The organism is Mesomycoplasma flocculare ATCC 27399 (assembly GCF_000815065.1).
Taxonomy (GTDB): domain Bacteria; phylum Bacillota_I; class Bacilli_A; order Mycoplasmatales; family Metamycoplasmataceae; genus Mesomycoplasma; species Mesomycoplasma flocculare.
This window is the reverse complement of record NZ_CP007585.1, coordinates 327,175-349,933: the sequence shown is the minus strand read 5'-3', so window position 1 is coordinate 349,933 and position 22,759 is coordinate 327,175. Positions and strand designations below refer to the sequence as shown.

General features: G+C 28.3%; 18 protein-coding genes, 3 tRNA genes and 1 riboswitch. Of the genes, 14 read left to right on the top strand and 7 right to left on the bottom strand.

All coding sequences use genetic code 4. The features are described 5' to 3' along the window. Positions 1-50 precede the first annotated feature (50 nt). Positions 51-144, bottom strand: a riboswitch (TPP riboswitch). Between the two features lie 211 nt (positions 145-355). Both glpK and MYF_RS01285 read left to right on the top strand, forming a co-directional pair. Continuing rightward, positions 356-1,888 carry a glycerol kinase GlpK gene (gene glpK, locus MYF_RS01290; protein ID WP_039387564.1) on the top strand — a complete coding sequence of 511 codons (1,533 nt, stop codon included), beginning with the start codon at positions 356-358 and terminating at the stop codon, positions 1,886-1,888. Between the two features lie 17 nt (positions 1,889-1,905). Continuing rightward, entirely contained in the window at positions 1,906-2,655 is a 750-nt protein-coding gene (locus MYF_RS01285; protein WP_002557689.1) for an MIP/aquaporin family protein, read from the top strand. A gap of 186 nt (positions 2,656-2,841) precedes the next feature. Here MYF_RS01285 and MYF_RS01280 read toward each other — a convergent pair whose 3' ends face one another. Next, positions 2,842-4,416, bottom strand: a complete 1,575-nt coding sequence (locus MYF_RS01280) for an APC family permease (RefSeq protein ID WP_039387562.1) — start codon at positions 4,414-4,416, stop codon at positions 2,842-2,844. Between the two features lie 126 nt (positions 4,417-4,542). On the opposite strand from MYF_RS01280, the gene MYF_RS03310 reads away from it, so the two are divergent. Both MYF_RS03310 and MYF_RS01270 read left to right on the top strand, forming a co-directional pair. Then, a complete protein-coding gene (locus MYF_RS03310; RefSeq protein WP_039387561.1) occupies positions 4,543-6,180 on the top strand; it encodes an Mhp366/Mhp367 family surface (lipo)protein in 1,638 nt (545 codons plus the stop codon). Between the two features lie 181 nt (positions 6,181-6,361). After that, complete coding sequence (locus MYF_RS01270; RefSeq protein ID WP_039387558.1) at positions 6,362-7,972, top strand: Mhp366/Mhp367 family surface (lipo)protein; 1,611 nt, start codon at positions 6,362-6,364, stop codon at positions 7,970-7,972. Positions 7,973-8,039: 67 nt separating this feature from the next. Here the strand turns inward: MYF_RS01270 and hinT are convergent, their stop codons facing one another. The 3 genes from hinT to MYF_RS01255 are packed head-to-tail and all read right to left on the bottom strand — an operon-like array spanning position 8,040 to position 12,129. Further along, entirely contained in the window at positions 8,040-8,372 is a 333-nt protein-coding gene (gene hinT, locus MYF_RS01265) for a histidine triad protein HinT (protein ID WP_002557684.1), read from the bottom strand. 31 nt (positions 8,373-8,403) lie between these two features. Further along, a complete protein-coding gene (locus tag MYF_RS01260; RefSeq protein WP_002557683.1) occupies positions 8,404-10,008 on the bottom strand; it encodes a HinT-interacting membrane complex lipoprotein P60 in 1,605 nt (534 codons plus the stop codon). Between the two features lie 15 nt (positions 10,009-10,023). After that, the gene (locus tag MYF_RS01255; RefSeq protein WP_002557682.1) at positions 10,024-12,129 is read right to left on the bottom strand and encodes a HinT-interacting membrane complex protein P80; all 2,106 of its coding nucleotides are present in this window, start codon (positions 12,127-12,129) and stop codon (positions 10,024-10,026) included. Positions 12,130-12,283: 154 nt separating this feature from the next. Between MYF_RS01255 and MYF_RS01250 the strand changes: the two genes are divergently transcribed. The 10 genes from MYF_RS01250 to ychF all read left to right on the top strand — a co-directional run bounded on the left by MYF_RS01250 (position 12,284) and on the right by ychF (position 20,265). Beyond that, a complete protein-coding gene (locus MYF_RS01250) occupies positions 12,284-13,627 on the top strand; it encodes an HAD-IIB family hydrolase (RefSeq protein ID WP_002557681.1) in 1,344 nt (447 codons plus the stop codon). 17 nt (positions 13,628-13,644) lie between these two features. Beyond that, the gene (locus MYF_RS01245; RefSeq protein ID WP_002557680.1) at positions 13,645-14,616 is read left to right on the top strand and encodes a DnaD domain protein; all 972 of its coding nucleotides are present in this window, start codon (positions 13,645-13,647) and stop codon (positions 14,614-14,616) included. Positions 14,617-14,801: 185 nt separating this feature from the next. Beyond that, the gene (locus MYF_RS01240; protein WP_002557679.1) at positions 14,802-15,584 is read left to right on the top strand and encodes a hypothetical protein; all 783 of its coding nucleotides are present in this window, start codon (positions 14,802-14,804) and stop codon (positions 15,582-15,584) included. An 883-nt stretch (positions 15,585-16,467) separates the two neighbouring features. Then, positions 16,468-17,301: a Rho termination factor N-terminal domain-containing protein gene (locus MYF_RS01235; protein WP_231237866.1), complete on the top strand. Its 834-nt coding sequence runs from the start codon at positions 16,468-16,470 to the stop codon at positions 17,299-17,301. Between the two features lie 69 nt (positions 17,302-17,370). Then, positions 17,371-17,444, top strand: a tRNA-Cys gene (locus tag MYF_RS01230). A 13-nt stretch (positions 17,445-17,457) separates the two neighbouring features. Beyond that, a tRNA-Arg gene (locus MYF_RS01225) sits at positions 17,458-17,534 on the top strand. A gap of 229 nt (positions 17,535-17,763) precedes the next feature. Next, positions 17,764-18,255 carry a 30S ribosomal protein S6 gene (gene rpsF / locus MYF_RS01220; RefSeq protein ID WP_002557677.1) on the top strand — a complete coding sequence of 164 codons (492 nt, stop codon included), beginning with the start codon at positions 17,764-17,766 and terminating at the stop codon, positions 18,253-18,255. Positions 18,256-18,304: 49 nt separating this feature from the next. After that, positions 18,305-18,865 (top strand): single-stranded DNA-binding protein, encoded by a 561-nt coding sequence (locus MYF_RS01215; RefSeq protein WP_002557676.1) that lies wholly within the window; start codon positions 18,305-18,307, stop codon positions 18,863-18,865. Positions 18,866-18,888: 23 nt separating this feature from the next. Next, positions 18,889-19,152: a 30S ribosomal protein S18 gene (rpsR, locus tag MYF_RS01210; RefSeq protein ID WP_039387554.1), complete on the top strand. Its 264-nt coding sequence runs from the start codon at positions 18,889-18,891 to the stop codon at positions 19,150-19,152. A 9-nt stretch (positions 19,153-19,161) separates the two neighbouring features. After that, positions 19,162-20,265, top strand: coding sequence for a redox-regulated ATPase YchF (gene ychF / locus MYF_RS01205; RefSeq protein ID WP_002557674.1), 1,104 nt, complete (start codon positions 19,162-19,164; stop codon positions 20,263-20,265). Between the two features lie 95 nt (positions 20,266-20,360). On the opposite strand, the gene MYF_RS01200 is transcribed toward ychF, so the two are convergent. The 3 genes from MYF_RS01200 to metK form a co-directional block, all read right to left on the bottom strand. Beyond that, positions 20,361-21,176 (bottom strand): TIGR00282 family metallophosphoesterase, encoded by an 816-nt coding sequence (locus MYF_RS01200; RefSeq protein WP_002557673.1) that lies wholly within the window; start codon positions 21,174-21,176, stop codon positions 20,361-20,363. A 75-nt stretch (positions 21,177-21,251) separates the two neighbouring features. After that, a tRNA-Thr gene (locus MYF_RS01195) sits at positions 21,252-21,327 on the bottom strand. A gap of 262 nt (positions 21,328-21,589) precedes the next feature. Beyond that, positions 21,590-22,732, bottom strand: coding sequence for a methionine adenosyltransferase (gene metK / locus MYF_RS01190; RefSeq protein WP_002557672.1), 1,143 nt, complete (start codon positions 22,730-22,732; stop codon positions 21,590-21,592). Positions 22,733-22,759 lie beyond the last annotated feature (27 nt).

Sequence of the window (22,759 nt, the reverse complement as noted above, 5' to 3'; positions counted from 1 at the left end):
AGTTTTCCCTTTAAAAATCAGTAAACTAAGGCGCTTTATGACGATTTATTTAAGAAAAATGACAAACTCGCTACGCTAGAATTACCTAGACCAGCTAATAAGAGTTTTTCTCAGCCCAAAAATTGGACACCCCTGTTTACCAATTTTTAAATTATAACAAAAAACTGAAATTATAAATTATTTATATAAAAAAAATTATTTATATAAAAAAATATTAAAAAATCTGGTTTTTGTTAAAAAATTAAAATTTTATTTTCATAAAATTTTTAATAATATAAATTTTTGCTTTTTTTATAGTTTGTAAACCAGTATTATATAATTTTTATATATTTAAAAAATGGAAGGGTGTTTGATTATGGGCGAAAATAATAATAAAAAATTTGTAATCGCACTTGATTCAGGAACTAGTTCTTGTCGAAGTTTAATTTTTGATAAAAAAGGTGAGATTATCGCCTTTGTTCAAAAAGAATTTAGTCAACATTTTCCTCGATCAGGGTGGGTTGAACATGATGCTAATGAAATTTGAAATACCCAAATTTATACAATGCAAACTGCTAAGGCAAAGGCTGATTTAAAAGCCACTAATTTTGTTGCTCTTGGTATTACAAATCAACGCGAAACTGTTGTTTTATGGGATAAATCAACTGGCGAACCAGTTTATAATGCAATTGTCTGACAAGATCGCCGCACTAGTGAATTTTGTGAGCAATTAAGACAAAAAGGTTATGAAAATTATATAAAAGAGATAACCGGTTTAATAATTAATCCTTATTTTAGCGCAACAAAAATCAGCTGAATTTTAAAAAATGTCCCTAAAGCAAAGAAAGTTTTTGCTGCTAACAACCTTTTAGCCGGAACTATTGACACTTGACTTGTTTGAAAATTAACTAACGGAAAAGTGCATGCAACTGATGTTTCTAACGCCTCGCGGACAATGTTATTTAATATACAAACGAAAAAATGAGACAAAAAAATCCTTGATTTATTAGAAATTCCACAGGAAATTCTACCAAAAGTACTACCTTCGGCTGCAGATTATGGAATTGTCGAACCAAATTTATGAGCAAATAATGAAAAGGCAAAAGTACCAATTTTTGCTGTAATAGGCGATCAGCAAGCGGCTTTATTTGGGCAGCTCTGCACTGAAATTGGGATGGTAAAAAATACTTACGGAACGGGTTGTTTCACCCTTTTAAATACAGGAGAGAAACTAATTTATTCAAAAAATAATTTACTAACGACGATTGCCTGACAAATTGGCAACAATCCCGTTCAATACGCCCTTGAAGGCTCTGTATTTGTTGCCGGGGCCGCCATTCAATGACTTCGCGATGGACTTGGTATAAGTAAAAATTTATATGAAAATGATTTTTTAAGCACAAAAATCTCAACTGATAATCATAGTCTAATTTTTGTGCCTTCGTTTACCGGGCTTGGCGCTCCTTATTGAGATTCGTATTCGCGTGGAGCAATTTTTGGTCTTGAAAGGAGTTCAAAAAAAGAAGATATTATTAAAGCGGCTCTTGAGTCAATCGCTTTTCAGTCAAATGATTTAATTAAAGCAATGGAAGCGGATTTGGGACATAAAATTAGCGTGATGAAAGTTGATGGTGGGGTTTCTAAAAATGATTTTCTAATGCAATTTCAATCCTCAATTTCCCAATTAGAAATTACAAGACCAAAAAATACCGAAACCACAGCTATGGGCGCAGCTTTTCTTGCAGGTTTGTTTGCAAAATTTTGGAAATCTATTAGTGAATTAGAACAAATTTTGGAAATTGAGAAAAAATTTTATCCAAAATTTAATCAATTTGTAGCAAAGCGATTAACTACAAATTGGGATTTAGCGGTTCGGAAAACACTGAACTGAAAAAAAGATATTAAATAAACTAAAGGAAAAATTACATGCAAAGTCTTATTTTTTTATCAGAATTTCTTGGCACTACAACGCTAATTTTACTTGGAAATGGTGTAAATTACAGTGTAAATGCAAGCAAAATGTTTGCAAATCAATCAGGAAAATGAATTATAATCACGCTTGGTTGAGCCCTTAGTGTGCTTTTAGGAATTATTATCGCAAATGGAATTAGCCCTAATAACTCAGTTGCTCATTTAAATCCGGCTGTTTCGATTTTTTTTGCAATAAATCAAAAAAATGTAGAATTATTAGCTCTTATTCCTTTTGAAATTTTCGGCGCAATTGTTGGCCAGTTGCTTTTAAATATAATAAACTGAACTCATATAAAGGAAACAAAAGCCAAAATTATTGCATCTTGCCATCATACAATTCCGGTTTATACAAAATCATATCTTACTAATTTTTTATACGAATTTATTGGTACTATTGTTTTGCTTGCGGGAATTTTTCTTTTAGGGTCAACATTTTCAACATTCCAAGCCCTTATTATCGCGCTTGTTGTGCTCTCAATTGGACTTTCGCTAGGGTCTTCCACTGGTTATGCAATTAATCCAGCTCGAGATTTAGGACCAAGATTAGTATATTTTCTTTTTGTAGTGCTAATTTTGAAAAAAAGGCATGAATTTTCAAATGTTAAAAATTGAAAAGAAATTTTTGGTCTAAATTATGCCTGAACCCCGATTATCGGTCCAAGTTTAGCCGGGGTTTTTCTTGGTTTGGTTTCATTAGCAATCTAAAAATTTGTATTAGCAAAAGTAAATAAAGCAAAAAAAGAAAACAATTTACATTCTTTCCTCCGTTTTTTACTAAAAAACCAAAGTTTTTATCAATTATTTTATTTTATAAAATAAGCGCTAAATTAAAGCGCTTATTTAAATTTTAATTAAGTATTTTAAACTAGATTAAAAACTAAGACAAAAAATTTAATTATTTAGTTTAGAATTTGAAATTTCGTCTAGCATAATTTCCGAAATTTCAATTTCTCGTTGTTCAAAATTATTAAAAATATCGATTTTATCGACTATTTTTATTAAATAAGAATTAATAAAAGAAAATGCGATAAAAATAAACAAATGGAAAATAAATATTAAAAAATTTCCAAGATTAGTTAAAATTAGCCCATTAGCTGCAAAAAGACCCGCGCCAGAACTTGAATTTATATCATTAGCAACCGCCTGAATTTGTGTATAAATAAAAGCGATTATTGTGGTAAAAATTAAAACAGAAGAAATTACCGCTGCAATTCAGAATAAATACTTATTAATTTGCTTTGATTTGTCAACAAGTTGATTTTTTTTTCGCGAATAAGCAATAATAATTGTCATATAAACACCGAAAAAGATTAGCGACGGAAAATTAGACATCGCATCAACAAGAACGTCTGTACCAAAACCGTGTCCAGAATTATCAGATTTTGGGAAAGGAATTGCAATTGAGGGTATATAAACAATTAATGACCAAAAAAATAAAATCGAAAAAAGGTAAAAAATCGTTACTTTTTCCACGTTAAATTTTTTCTTTAAACTAGCCGAACCAACAATTGCGTTTAATTTAACTAAATCAGTAATTTGATTAACAAAAGCGGCATTAAGCGAATTTGTAACACCATATGTAGAAACTAATAAGAAAAATGCAACAAAAATGCTAATTGATCTTTCGGCGCTTTTTGGAAAAACGTCCTGAATTAAATCATTTATTGTGCCTTTATTATGCAAAGCAGAAGACAAACCAATTAAAGTATAGACAATTACAATTATTATCATTCCAACTGTTATAATTAGTGGAACCCTTTTATTTGCGTTTTCTACTTTGTTATGAATTGAGCCAACAGATAAAAACGAATCATAGGCAAATAAAACCGCTGGCAAAGCAAGAATCAATTTGGAAAAGTTAAAGCTTTTTTCTGGATTTAAAAAAGTATTAGATCCGGCTGCATTATAAGTGTTTGGAAACAAAATGCCAGCAAAAACAGCAAAAACTAACGGAATAAATTTCAAAATTGTTGAAACAAGCGCAAAATATCCTGAAACTTTTACCGATATATAATTAAGTGTTGTAAAAAAAACAACAAAAACTGCGCCAATTAGTAAATGTAAATAAAAAGGTAAGAAAATTTCTGACCCTGATGCAGTTTGGATAAACCAAACTGTAATCTCAGAGGAAAAAATCCCTAAAATTAGCGCTAATATTCCTAAATAATAAAAACTATAACTAAACAAAACTAAATAACCTGCTTTTTTCCCAGCGCTTTGGTAGGCTCAATTTGCAAGCCCGTTTAATTTTGTTTGTTTTAAAAAGCTAATTTCAGAAAAATTAATTGCAGCAAAAAGTGAAATTAATCCGCCGATAATTCAAGCAAAAAGCCAAGCATAACCGTTATGCTCAGTTATATTTGCGACACTATTATTTTTAAAGAAAATCCCAATTCCAACTACCGAACCAACTAACATTGATAAAGCGGCGAAGAATCCAAGCTTCCGCGAACTTTTAATTAACATGTTAACTCCTTTTCTGCTATAATTTCAGCTAGATTTTAAAATAGAAAAATTATAATATGTAATATATATAATATATAAAAAAAATTTAAAAACCCAAAAAAAATTTAAAGGCAAAAAGAAATTAATATGAAAAAAATCGCAAAATACTTTCTTGTTTTAAGTACTATGAGTCCTTTTTTGGCTTTAAGTTGCACATCTAGAATCGAAACTAGCCAAACTAAAAAAAACACTACTGAAATAAAAAATGAAGAAACTGCCAAAAATGAAAATAAATTGAGTTTAAATGAAAACCCAAAAACAAACCAAACTAAAAAAAACGACCAAAAAACTGAGCTAAATAGCCAAAATAAAGAAGATAAGAAAACCACAAAAAACGATTTTCCTCTTGAAACTGCAAGTAATTCCGCTAAAAAATCTAGTTTGGATTTTACTAAAGCAAATCAAAATTCGCTAAAAATTAATACTGATTCTTTATCACAAGTTAGTCAAACCGATTTTAAAAAATTTAGCCCAAGTCAAACTGACAAAAACTCGTTAAACCCAATACCTCCAACTTATAATAAATATCAGCTTGAAAATTGGGGAAATATTATTAAAAAAGAGAATGAAAATACTTTTTTAGGGCAAGAAAGTGAAAACCTAAATATTTATGTGCTAAAAAATATAGCGCCTAATTTAGTTAGTGATATTAAAGCACGAGAAAATCCTTATACATATTTTAATTTATCTTGGGGGGGGGGGTCTAGTTTCTATAAACTCCCTTGATTTGGGTTTAAATCCGATTTGCTAGAGAATGTAAAATATGCTAATATTTTTACAAGAAATATCCGTTTTGGCGCAGGGACAGCTGTATTTTTAAACGCTAATTCTGAAAAAGCAGCTTTTTTAACTAATAAACACGTTATTGGTGATTCACATATAACTTTTTGAAAACTAATGAATAAAAAAGACCAGAATGACCAAATCAATCCTCGTTATATAAAATTTATGCGATACTATGATGATTCTAAAATTAAAGAACTTGATAATCGTATTCTTTTTAAACTCTGAGAAATTAAATGGTATGATGATAAACATTTTCCGTATAATCCCGCTTGAGGCAAAATCGACGAGTTAGATAAGTACATGGAAAATTTGTATGATAATTATTTTGAAGAAAATAAGGATTTTAAAAATAATAATTTAGATATTGCGGTTTTTTATTTTAATTATGCAAAATTCATTAAAAATATTGAAGATTTAATAAAACACTTTAAAGACAAAGGGCAAGAATTTTTGAATTCATTTGAACTACCAACGGGAGAAACACTTGATAATTTTATATCAAGTTTTAATGAATTTAAAAAATACTGAGAAAAAATTTCAAAATTTGACAAACTCAAAATTTCTGATAAAATATGAGAACTTGATAATTTTGATTATACAACAAAAATTGGTTTATTTTGGGCACAAAATTTTATTTCAAAAAATATTTTTAAAGGAGTTTATTTTACACCTGACCCTCAAGATCCGAAAAATCCACAGAATTCTGCTGTAATTACACCAAAATTTTTTGCTGCAAACGGACTGGGGGCATCAGGAAGCGGGATTTTTAACGCTGATGGTTCCCTTGCGTTTTTAAACAAAGCAATTTTAGGCGTAAGTAGTATAGGGCCTTATTTTTACGATCAATTCGGACTAACCTCGCATATGTCATCTGGTGTTACACTAAGAACTAAGGATTATAACCTAGTTGATGAGATTTACAAAACATATCTAAAATAAAGAATAGTAATAAATGTCTAAATAAATTAGAATATAAATTTCTAACTTATTTTTCCAATTTAGCCAAGAAGTTTGCTTATTTTTTGTTATAATTTTGATTATGTTTTTTTAAATTTAATGTAATTAAAATTTAAAAAAGTAAAAAATTTATATTTTTTTAAAGCAAAAAATGAGGCTTATTATGAAAAAAATCGCAAAATACTTTCTTGTTTTAAGTACTATGAGTCCTTTTTTGGCTTTAAGTTGCACATCTAGAATCGAAACTAGCCAAACTAAAAAAAACACTACTGAAATAAAAAATGAAGAAACTGCCAAAAATGAAAATAAATTGGGTTTAGCCGAAGGACCAAAAGTAAGTACAGTTGAAAAAAATAACCAAAAACTTGATTTAATAAATAGCGAAAATAAAGCAGAAAAAACAGAAAATAAAAGTGCAAACAACCATTTTAAGCCTGAATCTGCAAATAATTCAACTGAAGAAGCTAGTTTTGATTTTGCTAAAGTTAATAAAAATTCACTAAAAATTGATACTGATGCATTAGAAAAAGTGAGCGAAAGTGATTTTAGCAAAAACGAAGCGAAAAATGTTGTTAAGACCCCAACTTATTTCCAATATCAACTAAAAAATTGGGAAAATGTTGTGAAAAAAGAAAATGAAAATGCTTTTTTAGGGCAAAAAAATGAAAATTTAAATATATATTTGTTAAAAAAAATAAGCGCCAATTTAATTGATAATATCGAAGCAAAAAAAAATTATTTTTCCTATTTTAACCCTCATAAAGTTTCAAATTATTATAATTTACCTTGGTTTGGTTTTAAATCTGATCAGCCTGAAGATACAAGATATGCTGATATTTTTACAAGAAATATCCGTTTTGCAGCAGGGACAGCTGTATTTTTAAACGCAAATTCTGAAAAAGCAGCTTTTTTAACTAACAAACACGTTATTGGTGATTCAACTTTCCCCTTTTGGAAATTAATGAATAAAAAGGTTTATACTAACCAACTTAACGCAAAACTTATAAAATTTATGCAATATTATGATGAATTTAAATTCAAAGAGCTTGATAATCGCATTCTTTTCAGACTTTGAGAAAGCAAATGGTTATATGATAATAAAAAACTTATGAATAATTCCGCTCGTTTGAAAATCCCTGAATTAGATAGTTATATGAAAAATTTATACGCTAATTATTTTAAAGAAAAAAAAGATTTTGAAAATTTTGGCTTAGATGTTGGAATTTTTTATTTTAATTATGCAAAATTCATTAAAGATGTCGAAGATTTAATAGCATACTACAAAAGCAAAAAGGAATTTTTGAATTCAATTCAATCACTAAAAGATGGGAAATTTGAGAATTTTGTAGCGGATTTTAATGAATTTAAAAAATACTGAGGAAAAATTTCAAAATTTGAGCCTCTTAAAATTTCTGATAAATCATGAGAATCAGAAGATTTTGATTATACAACAAAAATTGGTTTATTTTGGGCACAAAATTTTACTTCAAAAAATGTTTTTAAAGGCATTAATTTTCGAACTGATTCGGAAAATCCTAAATTAATTGCCGCTAATTTTTTTGCCACAAATGGGCCAGGGGCATCAGGAAGCGGCATTTTTAACGCTGATGGTTCGCTTGCATTTATAAATCGAACAATATTAACTACAGATGGCAAAGCATATTCGCTTTTTTACGATCAATTCGGACTAACCTCGCATATGACAAGTGGAATTGCGCTAAAAACTCGCAATTATAATTTGGTTGATGAAATATATAAAGCATATTTAGAATAGCAAATAAAAACCCTATAAATTTATCAATTTTTTTAAAAAGCATGAAAATGCTGTTTTTTGTTTTTTTTTAAGCTTTTTTATAAAACGGAATAATGTGAATATGAGTGTGAAAAATTGTTTGGTTGGCTTCTTTTTCATTATTTACTAATAGGCGAAAACTTGAAGCGCTTAACTTTTTGACTTGTTCAAGCGCTAATTCACGGGCTTTTTTGATTGTGTAAATAAAATCTTCCTCTTTAATTTCAAATAAATTTCGCGAATAATTTTTGGGAACAACTAAAAAATGGCCAGGTGACACTGGGAATTTATCAAGAAAAGCAATCACTTTTTCGTCTTCGTAGATAATAGTAGCTGGTGATTTTTTTGCGATTATATCCAAAAATAAAGTGGTATTTTCCATAATTTTTTATTTTATTTCCATTTAAATTTTTTTATTCGGTTTTTATAACTTTATCTTTTAGCTCGATTTTATAGCCAATTGATTCAAAAAAGTTTTTAGCATCCCGGTAAATTCCGGTTTCGTCAGCCAAATATAGAGAATAGGCTAGTTTTGTTTTTTGGTCTTCAGTGTTTCAAGGGGTATTATCAAGTGAAAAATATACTTGTTTTGTATTAGAATTTTCAATAATTTTATCATATAATGGCGCTAATTTGTTAACGTATTTAACGGAAATTTTTGATAAATCAGCTAAAGTACTTGGAATTCCACCAGCAATTTTTGGAAGATTTTCTCCTTCTTTTTTTATTTCTGGACTATAATACGCTTTTTTCTCATCCCATTTTACATCGACTTTATAAAAATACTTAGCAGAATTTAAACTAATTTCTACAATAACACTAACTGAATAATGATTAGCATCATTGTCTCGAGTTGGAATTACGTTTTTAATTTTATAACTAATACCAGAAATGTTAGTGTGTTTTTTAATTTCAAAGTCGGAAACTTGCACCTGGTCTTTGGTTTTTTTATAATCAAAGTCTGATTTGAATTCTAAGGGAAACATTTTTGCTTGATTGATTAGCTCAAAATTTTTAATTTGCTCCGAAGACCAGATTAGATTAGTTTGTGGATCTAAAAACCCTGATTTTATTTCGCCTTGAATTTTTAGATCTTCAAATTGAAAACTAAGATCGCCTAAATTCGCATCTTGGCGGTATAAAATTCCAGAATAGCCAAGCAAAACTGATGTATCAAGGGTATCATTTTTTGCTAGTTTTTCAAATTCTTGTTCTTTTCTTGTCGATTTTGAATTAATTTTTTCGCTTCGTAAAAGATTATTAAAGGAATTAGCATCTTTGATTTTCAATTGCGAAAAAGTACTGATGCTACTTTGATCTTCTGATTCAAATTGTCAAATTTGAACCGGATTTTTCGTTAACATTAGATGAATTAAGAAAAAATCCGGCGAACTTGGATCAATATTTTCGAAAATTTGCTTTGTTGTAAACGAAGCTTGACTCGAAATTCCATCTTTGTAAATTTGGGATTCTTTAATTAAATTAGGTTGATCAAGTTGGGTAAGATAAAGTTTTACTAAAAGCATTCTATTGACAACCTGCGCAATTCCAGTAGCAAAATTTTTATACAAAATTATAAAACCTTGATCATTAAAGAGCTTGTTATAACCAACTTGAGCAGAAAGAATGGAAAAATCATTGCTTGAAAGTGCGTTTTTGCTTTGTAATTCTGAAATTAGCTTTAAAGAAAAGGTTGGATCAAGACTATTTTGGTATTTTTGGTAAAAATCAAAGGCATTTTTTGCTTTTTTAAAAAATTCAGAGTTAGTGTTTTCAAATTCTTTTGCTAGATTAGAACTAGCAAATTTGAAAACATTCTCACTTAAAATTGTTTCAACAAAAGCGTTTTCGATATAGTTTTTGACCTCAGTTGAGCTTAATTTCTTATCTTCTTGAGCTCTTTCTGATGTGCTAACATCAATTTTGCAAGCAACAAAACTAAGCAAAGAAAAATTTAACGACAAAAAAATTAACGGTTTATACCTTAATTTTTTCTTTTTTTTAGGTAAAACTCTCACAAATTATCCTTTCATTTAACGATTAAATTTAAACAAACTTTCAAGTTTTTCAATAATTGCTTGTCGGAGTTCTTTTCCTGGAACTGATTTTAGCTCTCAACGCTCATTTTCATTATTATACCAAAAATCTGCATTTAGATCATTTAAAGTTGCATTTGAAATATAACCTTGTAATTTGGTATTAATTTTTAATACTTGATAAAGAATGTAAAAATTCAGATAATTTTCAGATGATTGTACAATTGAGGCTAAAAATTCGTTTTTTTCTTGCTGAGATTGCGTTTTTTTTGATTCTAAAATCTGATTTTGGTAATCGTAATTTCTAATTAATAGGGACTGAATAAAATCATTATTGGAAATATCTTCGAAAAGTTGACCAAGATTTATTGTTGTATTCTGTTTTGTATCAACTTGATTATTAGCGCTTAATTGTAATTGTTTTTTAATTATTTCATTGAAATCATTAAGATTTGAAATTCGCTTAATTGCTAGAACTTTTATCCCGGTTGAATCAAGTACCAACTTTAAATCATCACGTATTTTATAGACTAATTTAGTTCTAGAATCAGCTTCGCTAGCGCCAAAAGTTGCCAAAAACGCCTTGCCTGCTTCTTTTAATTGATTATCAGAAAGCCCTTGAATAAACGATTTTAACCGTTCGTTTAGTGATTTAATTTCGCTGATTGTTTTTGAATTTAGCTCGCTTGGGTTAACTAACAAACTTGGAGTGTTTTTAAAAACTAAAAGTTTTAATTTTTCAAACAAAACTTTGCTAAAAAGTTTTGGAGTTGGCTCTTCGTTTCCAATATTTCCTAAAAAAGCAAAAATATAACCAGGCTCATTATTGCTAAGAAGCTGATTTAGTGAAACTATTGGCAATTTACCAAAAACCGCCGCATTTTCTTTGTTTTTTTCATAATTAATTGTTGAAAGAAGAATTTTATCTTGGTTGTTTTGCTCTGCAGCAGTAGAATTTCCGCCTTTAAATTCCTCTATTAGTTCAAGATTGTTGCTTACTTTAAAGGCTAGATTCGAATTTTCGCTTGTTTTAAGAATTTTGTAAGTTAAGAGTTCTTCTAATGTCTGTTTTGTAAGTTCTCAAGGAGCTTTTGCGTCTTTATTATCTGGTTTTGCATTTATGCTAATTTGGGATATTTCAAAAAAATTAAAATTACCTTTCAAGGGCGCTTTGTTATCAAAATATATTTCGTTTATAATTTTTTCAGGATTCATGTATTCTTTAATATATGAACCACTTAAAAAAGCAGCAACTTTATACTCTTTTGGATTTTGTCCTTGACTTGCGCTAATATTTGGGCTAAAACCATTTTTACCAATTTCAATTAGGCCTTTAAATAATTTATCCCCTTTTTTATAGACTATTTTGCCTTTTTCGTCTTTTATATCGTCTTTTAAAACCCGATCTTCGATATCGCTTTTGGTAAAGTTTTGGTTAAATCCAAGCTTAAATCTGGCAAATGCGATATCTTTTGCTTTATCTATTGTCAGCGCATCAACTGCTTGATCAAAATTAATCGCATTATTAAAACGAGAATCAGAATTTAAATATTTATTAAACTCTGATTCTCAATTGTTAAAACCAAAAGTTTTTTGATAACGGCTTTTTTCATCTTGCAAATATTTTTTTTGTGACTCTCGGATTTCATCGAATGATTCTAATGTAAATTGTCGCGAATTGCCAGCGGTTATATCGGAATTAGAACTTTCTCAGGCAGCTTGAAAAACCTTAGACGCCTGATATTCTTGGTTATAAAGAAATTCGATTAAATATTTTTGGCCTTCTTCTAAATTTTCGCGCTGAATTGAATGACTGGACTTGAAAATACTTAATAAATCATTTACTTTAAGGCTTTTACTATTTTTTCGAGATTTTATAAGAGCCATTTCTACGTTTGGATCCCTTTTATTTAAAAAATTTTTTCCAAAATTTGAATAATATAACGGAATTCCAACACCTAAGCCAACTACGGTTAAAAAACTAGCTATTGCAATTATTGAAATTCAAATTTTTCTCATTTTTATCGGATTTTTTTTTGGTTTTTCTTGGTTTATATCCGAATTTAAATTGGCGATTTTTTGAAATATATTTTGCTTTTTCATAAAAAATAAAATCCTTAATATGGTTGCAAACGTAAAATTATATTATATTATAACGCAAGGTTTTTTGTGTATTTTTTTAATACAAAAATTAAATAGTAATTTTACCACTTTTTTAATATAATTATAGTTAAAAATACAAAAATTTGAGCTAAATATGGTCTATAAAATTGGTTTTTTTGATCTTGATGGCACACTTTTGGATACTGGCCGTGGTCGAAATGCGAAAATTTCCAAAAAAAATCAGCAAGCAGTTAGGAAATTAGCTAAAAATTGTATTATAGTAATTTCAACAGGTAGGAAATTTAATTCAACAATTGCAGTTTTTGGAAAAAAAATTTTAGCAAAATTTTATATTTGTCAAAACGGCGCGCAAATTTTTGATGAAAATTTTAACCTAATTTTTCAAACAACAATAAAACTAGAAATTGTTAAAAAAATTACTGAGCTCGCAAAAAAGCTTAATTTTGGAATCTCTTTTAACTCGCAAGTTTTTTTTACAAAAAGTATTTTTATAAAATTTTTTAGAATTTTTTTTAAAAATTTTCATTTTGTATCAACAACCAAGATTTTTATTCCTAAAAATGTTAGGAAAATTTTAATTTTTGCCAGTTGTAGTTACAAAATTAAGAAATTAAAATATCTTTTGGAAAAGATGTTTGCAGAACATATACAAATTTCACTAATTAATAAAAATTACGGCATTGAAATCACAGACATTCATGCCTCAAAAGGAAAAGCAGCAGAATTTATAGCTAAATTTAACAATATTTCTTTAACACACACCTTTCATATAGGCGATTCTGAAAATGATATTTCTACTAAAAATGTTGTAAACAGCTTAATTATCATGAAATCCGCATCGAAAAAAGTTAAAAAAAACGCTCATTTTATTGGTTATAAGCGAAAATTTGGCGTTGCAAAAGCTGTTAATAATTTAATTTTGAGCTTAAAATCAGTAGCCATTGTCGGAAGTTATGCTAGTGGAAAAACAACTTTTTTAAAAAAAATTGAAAAATTTGGTTATTCTGTTTTATACACAGACAATTTTTTTAAAAATTGTTATTTATTAAATGGGGATTGTTTTCAAGCAATTAAGAAAATTCGCCCTGATTTTATTTGCAAAAATGTTGTAGATAAAGAAAAAATTCGCGATTTTATGGTAAAAAATGAAAAAAATCGAGCTCTTATAGAAAAAGCAGTATACGGTTTTTTAGAAAATCATTTAACTAAAAATCATTATCATTTTGTAGAAATACCTAATCTGTGAACAAAAAACGCCAATTTTTTAAAATTTTTCAGCAAAATAGTTTGAATTAACACTTCTAAAGAACAACAACTTTTAAACATTAAAAATAAAAAAGTCAAAAAGAGTGTTTGAATGAAAAATCAAGCCCTAAATTCAAATAAAATTAAATTTTATGATGTCAAAATCTCAAGCCAAAAATGAAAAAAGCGTCGATTTTTCCCAAAATTTTTTCACAAAATTTTCAAAGAATAATAAAATTTTCAAATACGATGAAACTTTATTTTGTGATTTCTAAATTCAGCTTTACCCAACATGATTTAAATAATTTGCTGTACTTTTATTTGCCTATTATTAAGTTTAACTGCTTTGCTCTTTTCCAATATTTTTTGAGCATTAAAAATATTGAAGAAGCTGTAAATCATGAATTTTTAGAAAGAATTTTTGGCATTAGCCTTGAAGATTTTGACAAAAGTCGCTGAATTTTGGAATCATTAAATTTAATTGAAACATTTTATGACCCTAAGCAAAAAAAATATTTTATAAATTTAAAAATTCCGTTAAATCCAAGTCAAATTGATAAAAACCCCTATATAAAACAGTTAGTTTCTCAAAAAATAACAGCAAAAACATATTCATCTTTGATTCTCAGATTCAACAGTAATATTAAAAAAAACAACAACCCACAAATTGATACGTTAAATTTTTACAATCTTTCAAAAAAATTTTATGAAGTTTTTGATGTTAATAATCAAAAAACCACTAATTTACTTGCCATTGATAAAAATTTTGACAACAAAAAAGCAAAGGAAGAGCTTAATTTTGAAAATTATCACTTATATCTTACAAAAAAATTAATAAGACCACGCGTGCGAAATTCTTTAGAATCCTACCAAAAAGAGAAAAATTTTTCAAATTATGCCATTAACAGTGTAATTGAGTATTCTTATAAGGTTAACAGTCAAATAGTTTTTAACTATATGAAAAAAATTCTTGACGATTTATGAGAAAATAAAATTATAAAAGGGGAAGATGTTGATATTGAATTAGAAGAAATTTTTAAATTAAAGCAAAAAAATAAAAAAAAATTACCAAACACAAAAATTCAAACTGATTTTGCTAGCAAAAAAGAAACAGTACCAATGCAAACAAACAACAAGGATTTGAGTTCAGATTCTAAAAATAATTCAGATGAAATTGACTGAATTGTTAATGAATTAAATTCCGGAGATGGTTGAATTTAGAAAAAAATAATGCAAAATTACGGGTTTTTTCTTATTTTAAATTATAAATTAAAAAACTGACTTAATTTTGAATTTAATTGAAAAGCTTATTTTTTTATAATGCTAGAAATTAGTATTTTAAAAAAATAGTTCTAAAATTAAAATAGTAAATCAAAATTTTTGAATAAAAAAACAGGTAAAAAACTATGGAAACTGAAAAACAACTTGATTTTAGCTATGATTCAGCGCTGAAAAATCACTATTTTGCAAAGTGGATTAAAAATCTTAAAATTTCCAGAGAAGAATATCGCGAAAATGTTGACCTTTTTTGGGCTGCGCTTCAATATTTAACAAAATCAAATTATAGATACGAAATCATCCGCAATGCTTTCACTGGCGAACTTGTGAGCAAAACCACTTTTATCTATAATGAAAAAATGGTTGAAAAAAAATGAATTGATTATTTTTTATTACCTGAAATAAGTTTTGCGAATGTGGAAAATTTTGTTAAATGCTATAAAGAAAATTATGCAAAATTTGCAAAAGTTTTACCCTTAAAACAGTATAAAAAAACTTTTAAACAATTAATAGACCAACATAAATTAATTTACTGAAAAGGTGACGATAGTGTTTTACGCTGCGAACTTTTTAAAGCTTTTAGCGTTATTTTTGCCCGAAAAGCAAATAATGTTGGATTTTTTAATTTATCAGAAATTGCTCATTTTGTCTATGCAAATAAGCTAAATTTATCCCAAAAACTAAAAAATGTCCAAGTTTTAATTATTGAATTTGACCTTGTAAATAACTTTACAAACTGATTTCTTACAGAGCTTACAAACATTTTAAGCGCTAGGGTAACTACTGGCAAATTAACTTTTCTCGGTTTTGATAATGATTTTTATTTAAAACCCAATGCTAAAAAAATTATTAACCTAATTAAAAACTACGGTTTTGCTGAACCAATTTGAACTGATTTAGAAAAAAAATAACTAATTTTTTTACATTAAAATTAAAAATTATGATTTGTTAATTGAGTTTTTTATTTAGTTTAACAATTTCAGGCGCATACAGCAAATAAATTTATGCAAAAAAAAAAAAAAAAAAATGTTTTAAATTCTACTATTTTCTATAATTAATAGTTATTCTTTTTTTAAAAAACTTTTTAAATTTTATGTTATAATAAATTGTGCTTATTCGGTTTTTTTTTTTTTTTTTTTGAAAAAAGGAAAGCATAAATAAGTAAACTAAATTTATAATTTTAAATACAGTAAACGGGGGTGTGCTGGATTTGACAATTAAAAAAATTTCTTAGATGCAGTGGTTTGGTAGACCATAATACTAAAAAAATTGAAACGCAAAAAATACAACTAAATCTTCAGACGAAGCAAATATTAATTACTCACTTTTAATAAATAACCAATTAAATTTTGCATACGTTTAATTTATAAAAACCTAATAATTTCATTTTGCTAAATTAAATTATTTTTTTAAGCAATTTGAAAAAAGCTGTGCTAATAAAATCTATTTTAGTTTTAATAATCACACTAACTAGATTAAAAAATATTAATTAAATCACTGTTTTTATTTTTATTCTTAGTTTTTGTTTTTTAAAATAATATGATTCCGTGAATCTAAACTGTAGACTCTATTAAATCTTTTTATTTGGATCGGGGTTCGATTCCCCGCACCTCCACCATATGAAAAAAACTCGGAAAAATCGGGTCCTTTTCATATGGGGAGAACCTTAATTAACAAACTATATAAATTTTTTATTACAAAAATCTTCATTTTTTATTTTTTTTGTGTTGATTTGTCAAAATTGTTTTATAATTACTGTGTATATTTTAATTTTTCTTGTCTTGAAGGATTATGATGTGAGGAAACCCATTAGGAAATAACAAAATTCCGACAATAGCCGAATTATGAAAAAACGAAAAAAAACAGTATAGAATTTGGATTTTTTCTTATCCAATTTTACTTGCTCTGCTAGCTATTTTATTAGGAGTTCGGTTATTTTTAAACTTTGATATTAAAAGTTTTGGGCTTGTATCTTCTATTTTGTCAATTTTATTCACAGCCGCTACGTTGTTTTTTTATATTATTTCGCTTTTCATTTCATATAAAGAAAAAGATTTTTCTATGATTGGAAATAGATCCTTTTTTGTAAATTTGGTTGCCTTTTCATTATCTGTGCTCTCAATTGTAAACTCAACAATAGCAATAATTAATGATTTAAATACTGGGGATAAAAATTTTGCGTTAATTTTAGCAATTCAAATCATTTTGGTTAGTCTTATTTTTATTTTAATTCCATATTTTTATACAAGGGTTCTAAAAATTAAATCAATTTTTAAACTTTCTCATTCAATAATAACATTCGAACAACAAATTAGTGAACTAAAAAAAGATCCGCAAGCTTTTTCGAAATTTATGAACATTTTTGATTTAAATCAAGATGTTGCTAATTTAAGCAAGAATGGTAATTCTGCTAATTTTGATTTTGATGCTAGTCAAGATTTGGAACAAAACAACAAAAAACCTAGAACAAAAAACGAAAAAATCAAAATAACATTAGAAAAATTACCTTTTACGAACTTACATGAAATAGCAAAAAAACTTGAAATTTCCGGTTATCAAGATTTAAAAAAACAAGAACTAATCGAACTTTTAACACGCATTTTGGCACAACAAGAAAATAAAAAATAATTTTTTACTTTTTGATTTTTTTTGAATATTTTTTTGGTATAATTCCGTCTTGGTAATTGTTTGTTTTCTGGCACCATAGCCAAATGGTAAGGCATAGGTCTGCAACACCTTGAGTACCGGTTCGAGTCCGGTTGGTGCCTCCAAAAAGTTAAAAATGCGCCCGTAGCTCAATTGGACAGAGTGTTTGGTTACGGCCCAAGAGGTTGAGGGTTCGACTCCTTCCGGGCGCGCCATATAAAAATTTTCTCCATTTTAAAATTAAGTAAAAACATCCTTTAATTGAGGATGTTTTTACTTAATTTTAAAATAAATTATATTGAAAAAATTTATATAATTTATAAAAAAAATTTATTTTTTTTGCTATAATAAACTAGTTATATCTAAAAAACTTAATCAGTATTATTAACAAATCCTTGGTTAGTCTTTGTCTAACCCTTAAGTCCAAAAGGAGATTTAAAAAAAATGCCAAAATATGAAATAATGACAATTTTAGATCCAAAAGCAGAAATGTCAGTTTTAGATAATTTGCTAAAAACTGTTTTTGGTCAAAATTCGACTGAAAAACTGCAAAAACTTGAAATTACGAATCTCGCCTACCCGATTCGAAAAGCAAAAACAGCCCAATATTTCTTAGTTAATCTTGCCGCGCCATCAAAGTTAATTGGCGAATTTGTTCGCCGTGCTAATATTACTAAAGTAATTTGACGATATTTAATAGTTAATCTTGATAGCGAAAAGGGACTAAAACATAAACCAAAAATTAGAAATCGCGCAAAAAAATTTACTATAAAACGCGATTTTCTTGAAAAGCCAGCTTTTAAAATTAATAATCCAAAACAACGTTTAGAGCAAAACCGACAAAAACAACCATATTATAACAAGTTAAAAAACAGCAAATTTATAACCAAAGACAAAGAACAAAATTTAAACCAAAAAACGCAAAGTGCTAATTAATTATCTTTTATTAAAAAAACTGCAAAGTTAATTAGAATTTTTAAATATTATGAATAAAATTATTTTAATTGGCAGAGTATCATCAAAACCGGTGCTTTTAAATACTAAATCGAACCTCGCTTTTTTACGTTTTAATTTAGCTGTTTCTAGACGAAAATACAGTCATGATGGCAGCCAGATTACAGATTTTATCCCAATTGTTGCCTGACGCCAAAATGCAACCTTATTAGATAAATTAATAACTGTCGGAAGCTTGCTTGCGATCGAAGGTTCGCTACAGGGAAACCGTGTTATTAGCAATACAAACGCTTATATTACAAATTATGAGGTAAGCCTTGAAAATTTTCAGACATTAGAAACTAAAGATCAATTAGAAATGCGTAGACAAAAGTTAAGTCAAAAAACTTCAGCGCCTACTTTCGAGACAATCTATGATGACCCGGAAATGCAAGAACATCTTGATTTTAGACATTCGATAAAAACCGAAGATGAGAAAAGTCAGCTTTTCGACTTACCTACGGAAATAACGGATAATATTGCTACTGAAAATAAAGAAAACCCCTTTGCCGATTATTGAGACATTGATGATCTTGACCCTAATAAAGAATAATTAATTAAAAGGATGTGATAAAAATGAATAAAAAATTTGCAAAAAAATTCAAAAAAAAAGTTTGCCAATTCTGTGATGCGAAATTATTTTATATTGACTATAAACAAACAGAAATTCTCCAACGTTTTATTAATGCCTTTGGCAAAATTCAGCCATCACGAATCACTGGAAATTGTGCAAAACACCAAAGAAAATTAGCGCTTGCAATTAAAAGAGCTCGCTATCTTGCTTTATTACCTTTTATTGGCGATAGAATCCGCGGAAATTACGATAAAACCCGTGCTTAATTTTCCAAAATGAACTTAAAAGCCGGTTTAATTGGCCTACCTAATGTCGGAAAATCTTCGTTATTTTCCGCGCTTACAAAAATGAAAGTGGAAATTGCAAATTACCCTTTTGCCACAATCGAACCTAATATTGCCACTGTAATAATTCGCGATCCGCGAATTATTCAGCTGGCAAAACTCGTTAATCCCGAAAAGGTTGTTTTTGCTACTTATTCTTTTGTTGATATTGCCGGTTTAATAAAAGGGGCCTCAACTGGTGAAGGGCTAGGTAATAAATTTCTTGCAAATGTTAGAGATGTTGATTGTCTAGTACACGTTGTCCGTTGTTTTGAGGATTCAAAAATCATCCATATTAACAACAAAATCGACCCAATTTCCGATGTTGAAACAATTAACCTTGAACTAATTTTCGCCGATCTTGGTACAATCGAGTCGATAATCACACGCTTGCAAAAAAAAGTCAATAACACAAACGATAAAAAAGCTAAAATAGAAACAGAACTTGCAAAAAAAGTGCAAGCCCATTTGCAAAACGGCAAACCAGTGCGCGATTTAGATCTAAATTCTGATGAACTTTTGCTAATTAAAAATTGACAACTTTTAAGTATTAAGCCAATTTTATACGTTGGTAATTTAGACCAAAAATCGCTGAAAAACCCAAGATCTAATCCTTATTTTTCAAAGTTAACATCCTATTTAGAAAAAGAAAATGCTAGTCTAATCCCAATTTGCATTCTTTTAGAACAAGAAATGTCGCAATTTACCGATGAGGAAAAAGAAATGTTTTTAAATGAGTTCGAACTTGAATTTTCCTCACTTGATTTATTAGCCCTTTATAGTTTTCGCCTCTTAAATTTAGCAACTTTTTTCACCGTTGGTAAAAAAGAAGTAAGAGCCTGAACTTTTAAAAAAAACACAAGCGCACTTGATTGCGGCGGAATTATTCACTCTGATTTCCGCAAAAAATTTATTCGCGTTGAGATTATCTCATTTGAAGATTTTATTCAAGCTGGTAGTGAAAAAAATGTAAAAGAAAAAGGAAAAATGCGACTAGAAGGAAAAGATTATTTAATACAAGATGGTGAAATTTGCCACTTTCGCATTGGTAATTAATTAAAATTTTTTAAAAAAATTTTAATTAATTACCTTACAACATTTATTTAGTTTTTTCTTTTGCTTTCAAAGAAAAAATGTCTGACCAAAAAGCATTAATTTGCTTCGGTATTTTCCTTGTATATATTAACTGGAATAATTTCTTGCTTTTCAAGATCTTGGTTTAATTTTAAAATAACCGCATTAAATTGACAAGGATTTTCAGAAGTGCGAAATTTTGTACTTTTATTATACCTAATTCTATTATAAACATCGAGAAACTTAACGCCAATTGCATCATTTGCGGGGCCAGTCATCCCAACATCGGTAATAAATAAAGTTCCAAGCGATAATTTGCGTGAATCTGCAGTTTGGACATGAGTATGCGTCCCTAAAAGCGCATTAATTTTGCCGTTTAGATAAATTGCTAAAGTATTTTTCTCGCTTGTAGTCTCTGCATGAAAATCAACAATATGAAAATCAGCTTGATTCTCAAAAAGAATTTTATCAATTGCATCAAAAAAATTATTGGCAAATTTATGGTTCCAAGGCTTGACTAATTTATTAAAAGCAACACCAAGAAGTGAGGTTATTCGAAATCTTTTTCCACTTTTTTCAATTATAGTAGAACCTTTTCCTTTATATTCTTTATCAATATTTAGCGGGCGGACAATGTCAGGATTATCGATTATCAAATTAATTTCTGGATTAGATCAGACATGATTGCCAATTGTAAAAATATCAACACCTATTTTTTTTAGATAAAGATAATCTTTTTTATTAAGACCTTTTCTCCCGGTAATATTTTCGGCTTGGACAATCACTAAATCAAATTGGTATTTTTGCTTTAAAATTTCAAAATGTTCTTTAAACATCGCTATTCCCGGCGTCCCAAAAATATCCCCAACAAATAAAACAATAGCTGATTTCATTTTATTCTAGTCCTTTTATTAATCAAATTAAGTAAAAAAGATGCTTTTTTCTAGCATCTTTTGGTCAAAAAGTTATGGTGCCAACAACAGGAATCGAACCTGCGACCCCATCCTTACCATGGATGTGCTCTGCCGACTGAGCTATGATGGCACAAATCATCTTTGAAATTATAGTACTTTTTTTATTTTTACCAAGAAAAAATTAATTTTTTTTACAATAATTTTATATCAAAAAATAATTGAAAAAAGGATTTTGAATTTTGCTTTTTACAGAAAGTTTTTATACTTATAAATTAAAGAATAAAAATTCAATTTTTAAAAAACTAGCGAAAATTAAACAACTTTTTAAATACAAACGCAAAAAATTTTTAGATATTAAAATACTAACTAAACTTTTTTAAAAATTGTTAGCTCTATTCGCTATTATCAATTAAGTCTTGGATTTTTCTAACATAATTTAATTTCTCTCAAGGCAAATTAAGCTCGTCGCGACCAAAATGACCATAAACTGCTAAGTTGCGATAAATTGGTTTTTGCAAATCAAGCTCAGAAATTAGACAAACTAAACGTAAATCAAAGACTTTTTTAATAACTTCAATAATTTTTGTGTTCGGAAGTTTTGCATTTTTTACAGATGTTATATTAATTAATTCAGGATATTCATTGCCGATTGTATAACTAAATTGAATTTCGATTTCATCAGCAATTTTAGCGGCGACAAGATTTTTGGCAATTCACCGCGCAATGTATGCGCCAGTACGGTCAACTTTTGTATAATCCTTGCCGCTAAAAGCCCCGCCACCATGTTTTGCGCTATCACCATAAGTGTCGATAATTAGTTTTCGTCCGGTAAGACCAGTATCACCTATTGGACCTCCAATAGTAAAATTGCCTGATTTATTGACGTTTTTTTTAAAATCAAGATTAAGATTATACTTTTTTGCTGCGGGAATCATAATCTTGTTAGTTACAAATTTAACAAAATTATCGTAATTAAAATTTGGATCGTGTTGGATTGACATTAACATACTTTTTACTTTAGGTTTATTGTTTTTATCATAATTGATTACAACTTGAGATTTCATATCGGCAAATGCAAATTGAAATTGACCACTTTTACGGAGCTGTTCGGCTTTTTTAACTAAATAATGAGCTAAATTTTGTGCTAAAGGCATAAAATTTGCGCACTCATTTGTAGCAAAACCATAAACAACACCTTGATCGCCAGCACCGATAGCTCCGTTTTTATGATTCACAAGTTTTGCAATTTCGGTTGATTGACGGTTGACATTGGAAATTATTGTAAAATCATTTTCATTGTAACCAATTTCAAAAAGAATTTCCCAAGCAGTTTTCACTAAATCAACATAACCACTTGTCGAAACTTCACCGCCTATAATAATTAGGCGATTTGAGGCCATAACTTCAATGGCAACACGGGCATTTTTGTCTTGCTTTAAAATTTTGTCAAGAATTGCATCGCTAATTTGGTCACAAATTTTATCAGGATGACCTTTCCCCACTGATTCGGCAACAGAAATTTTTTTTATGTTCATTGACTAACTGATTTTCCTGCGTTTGTT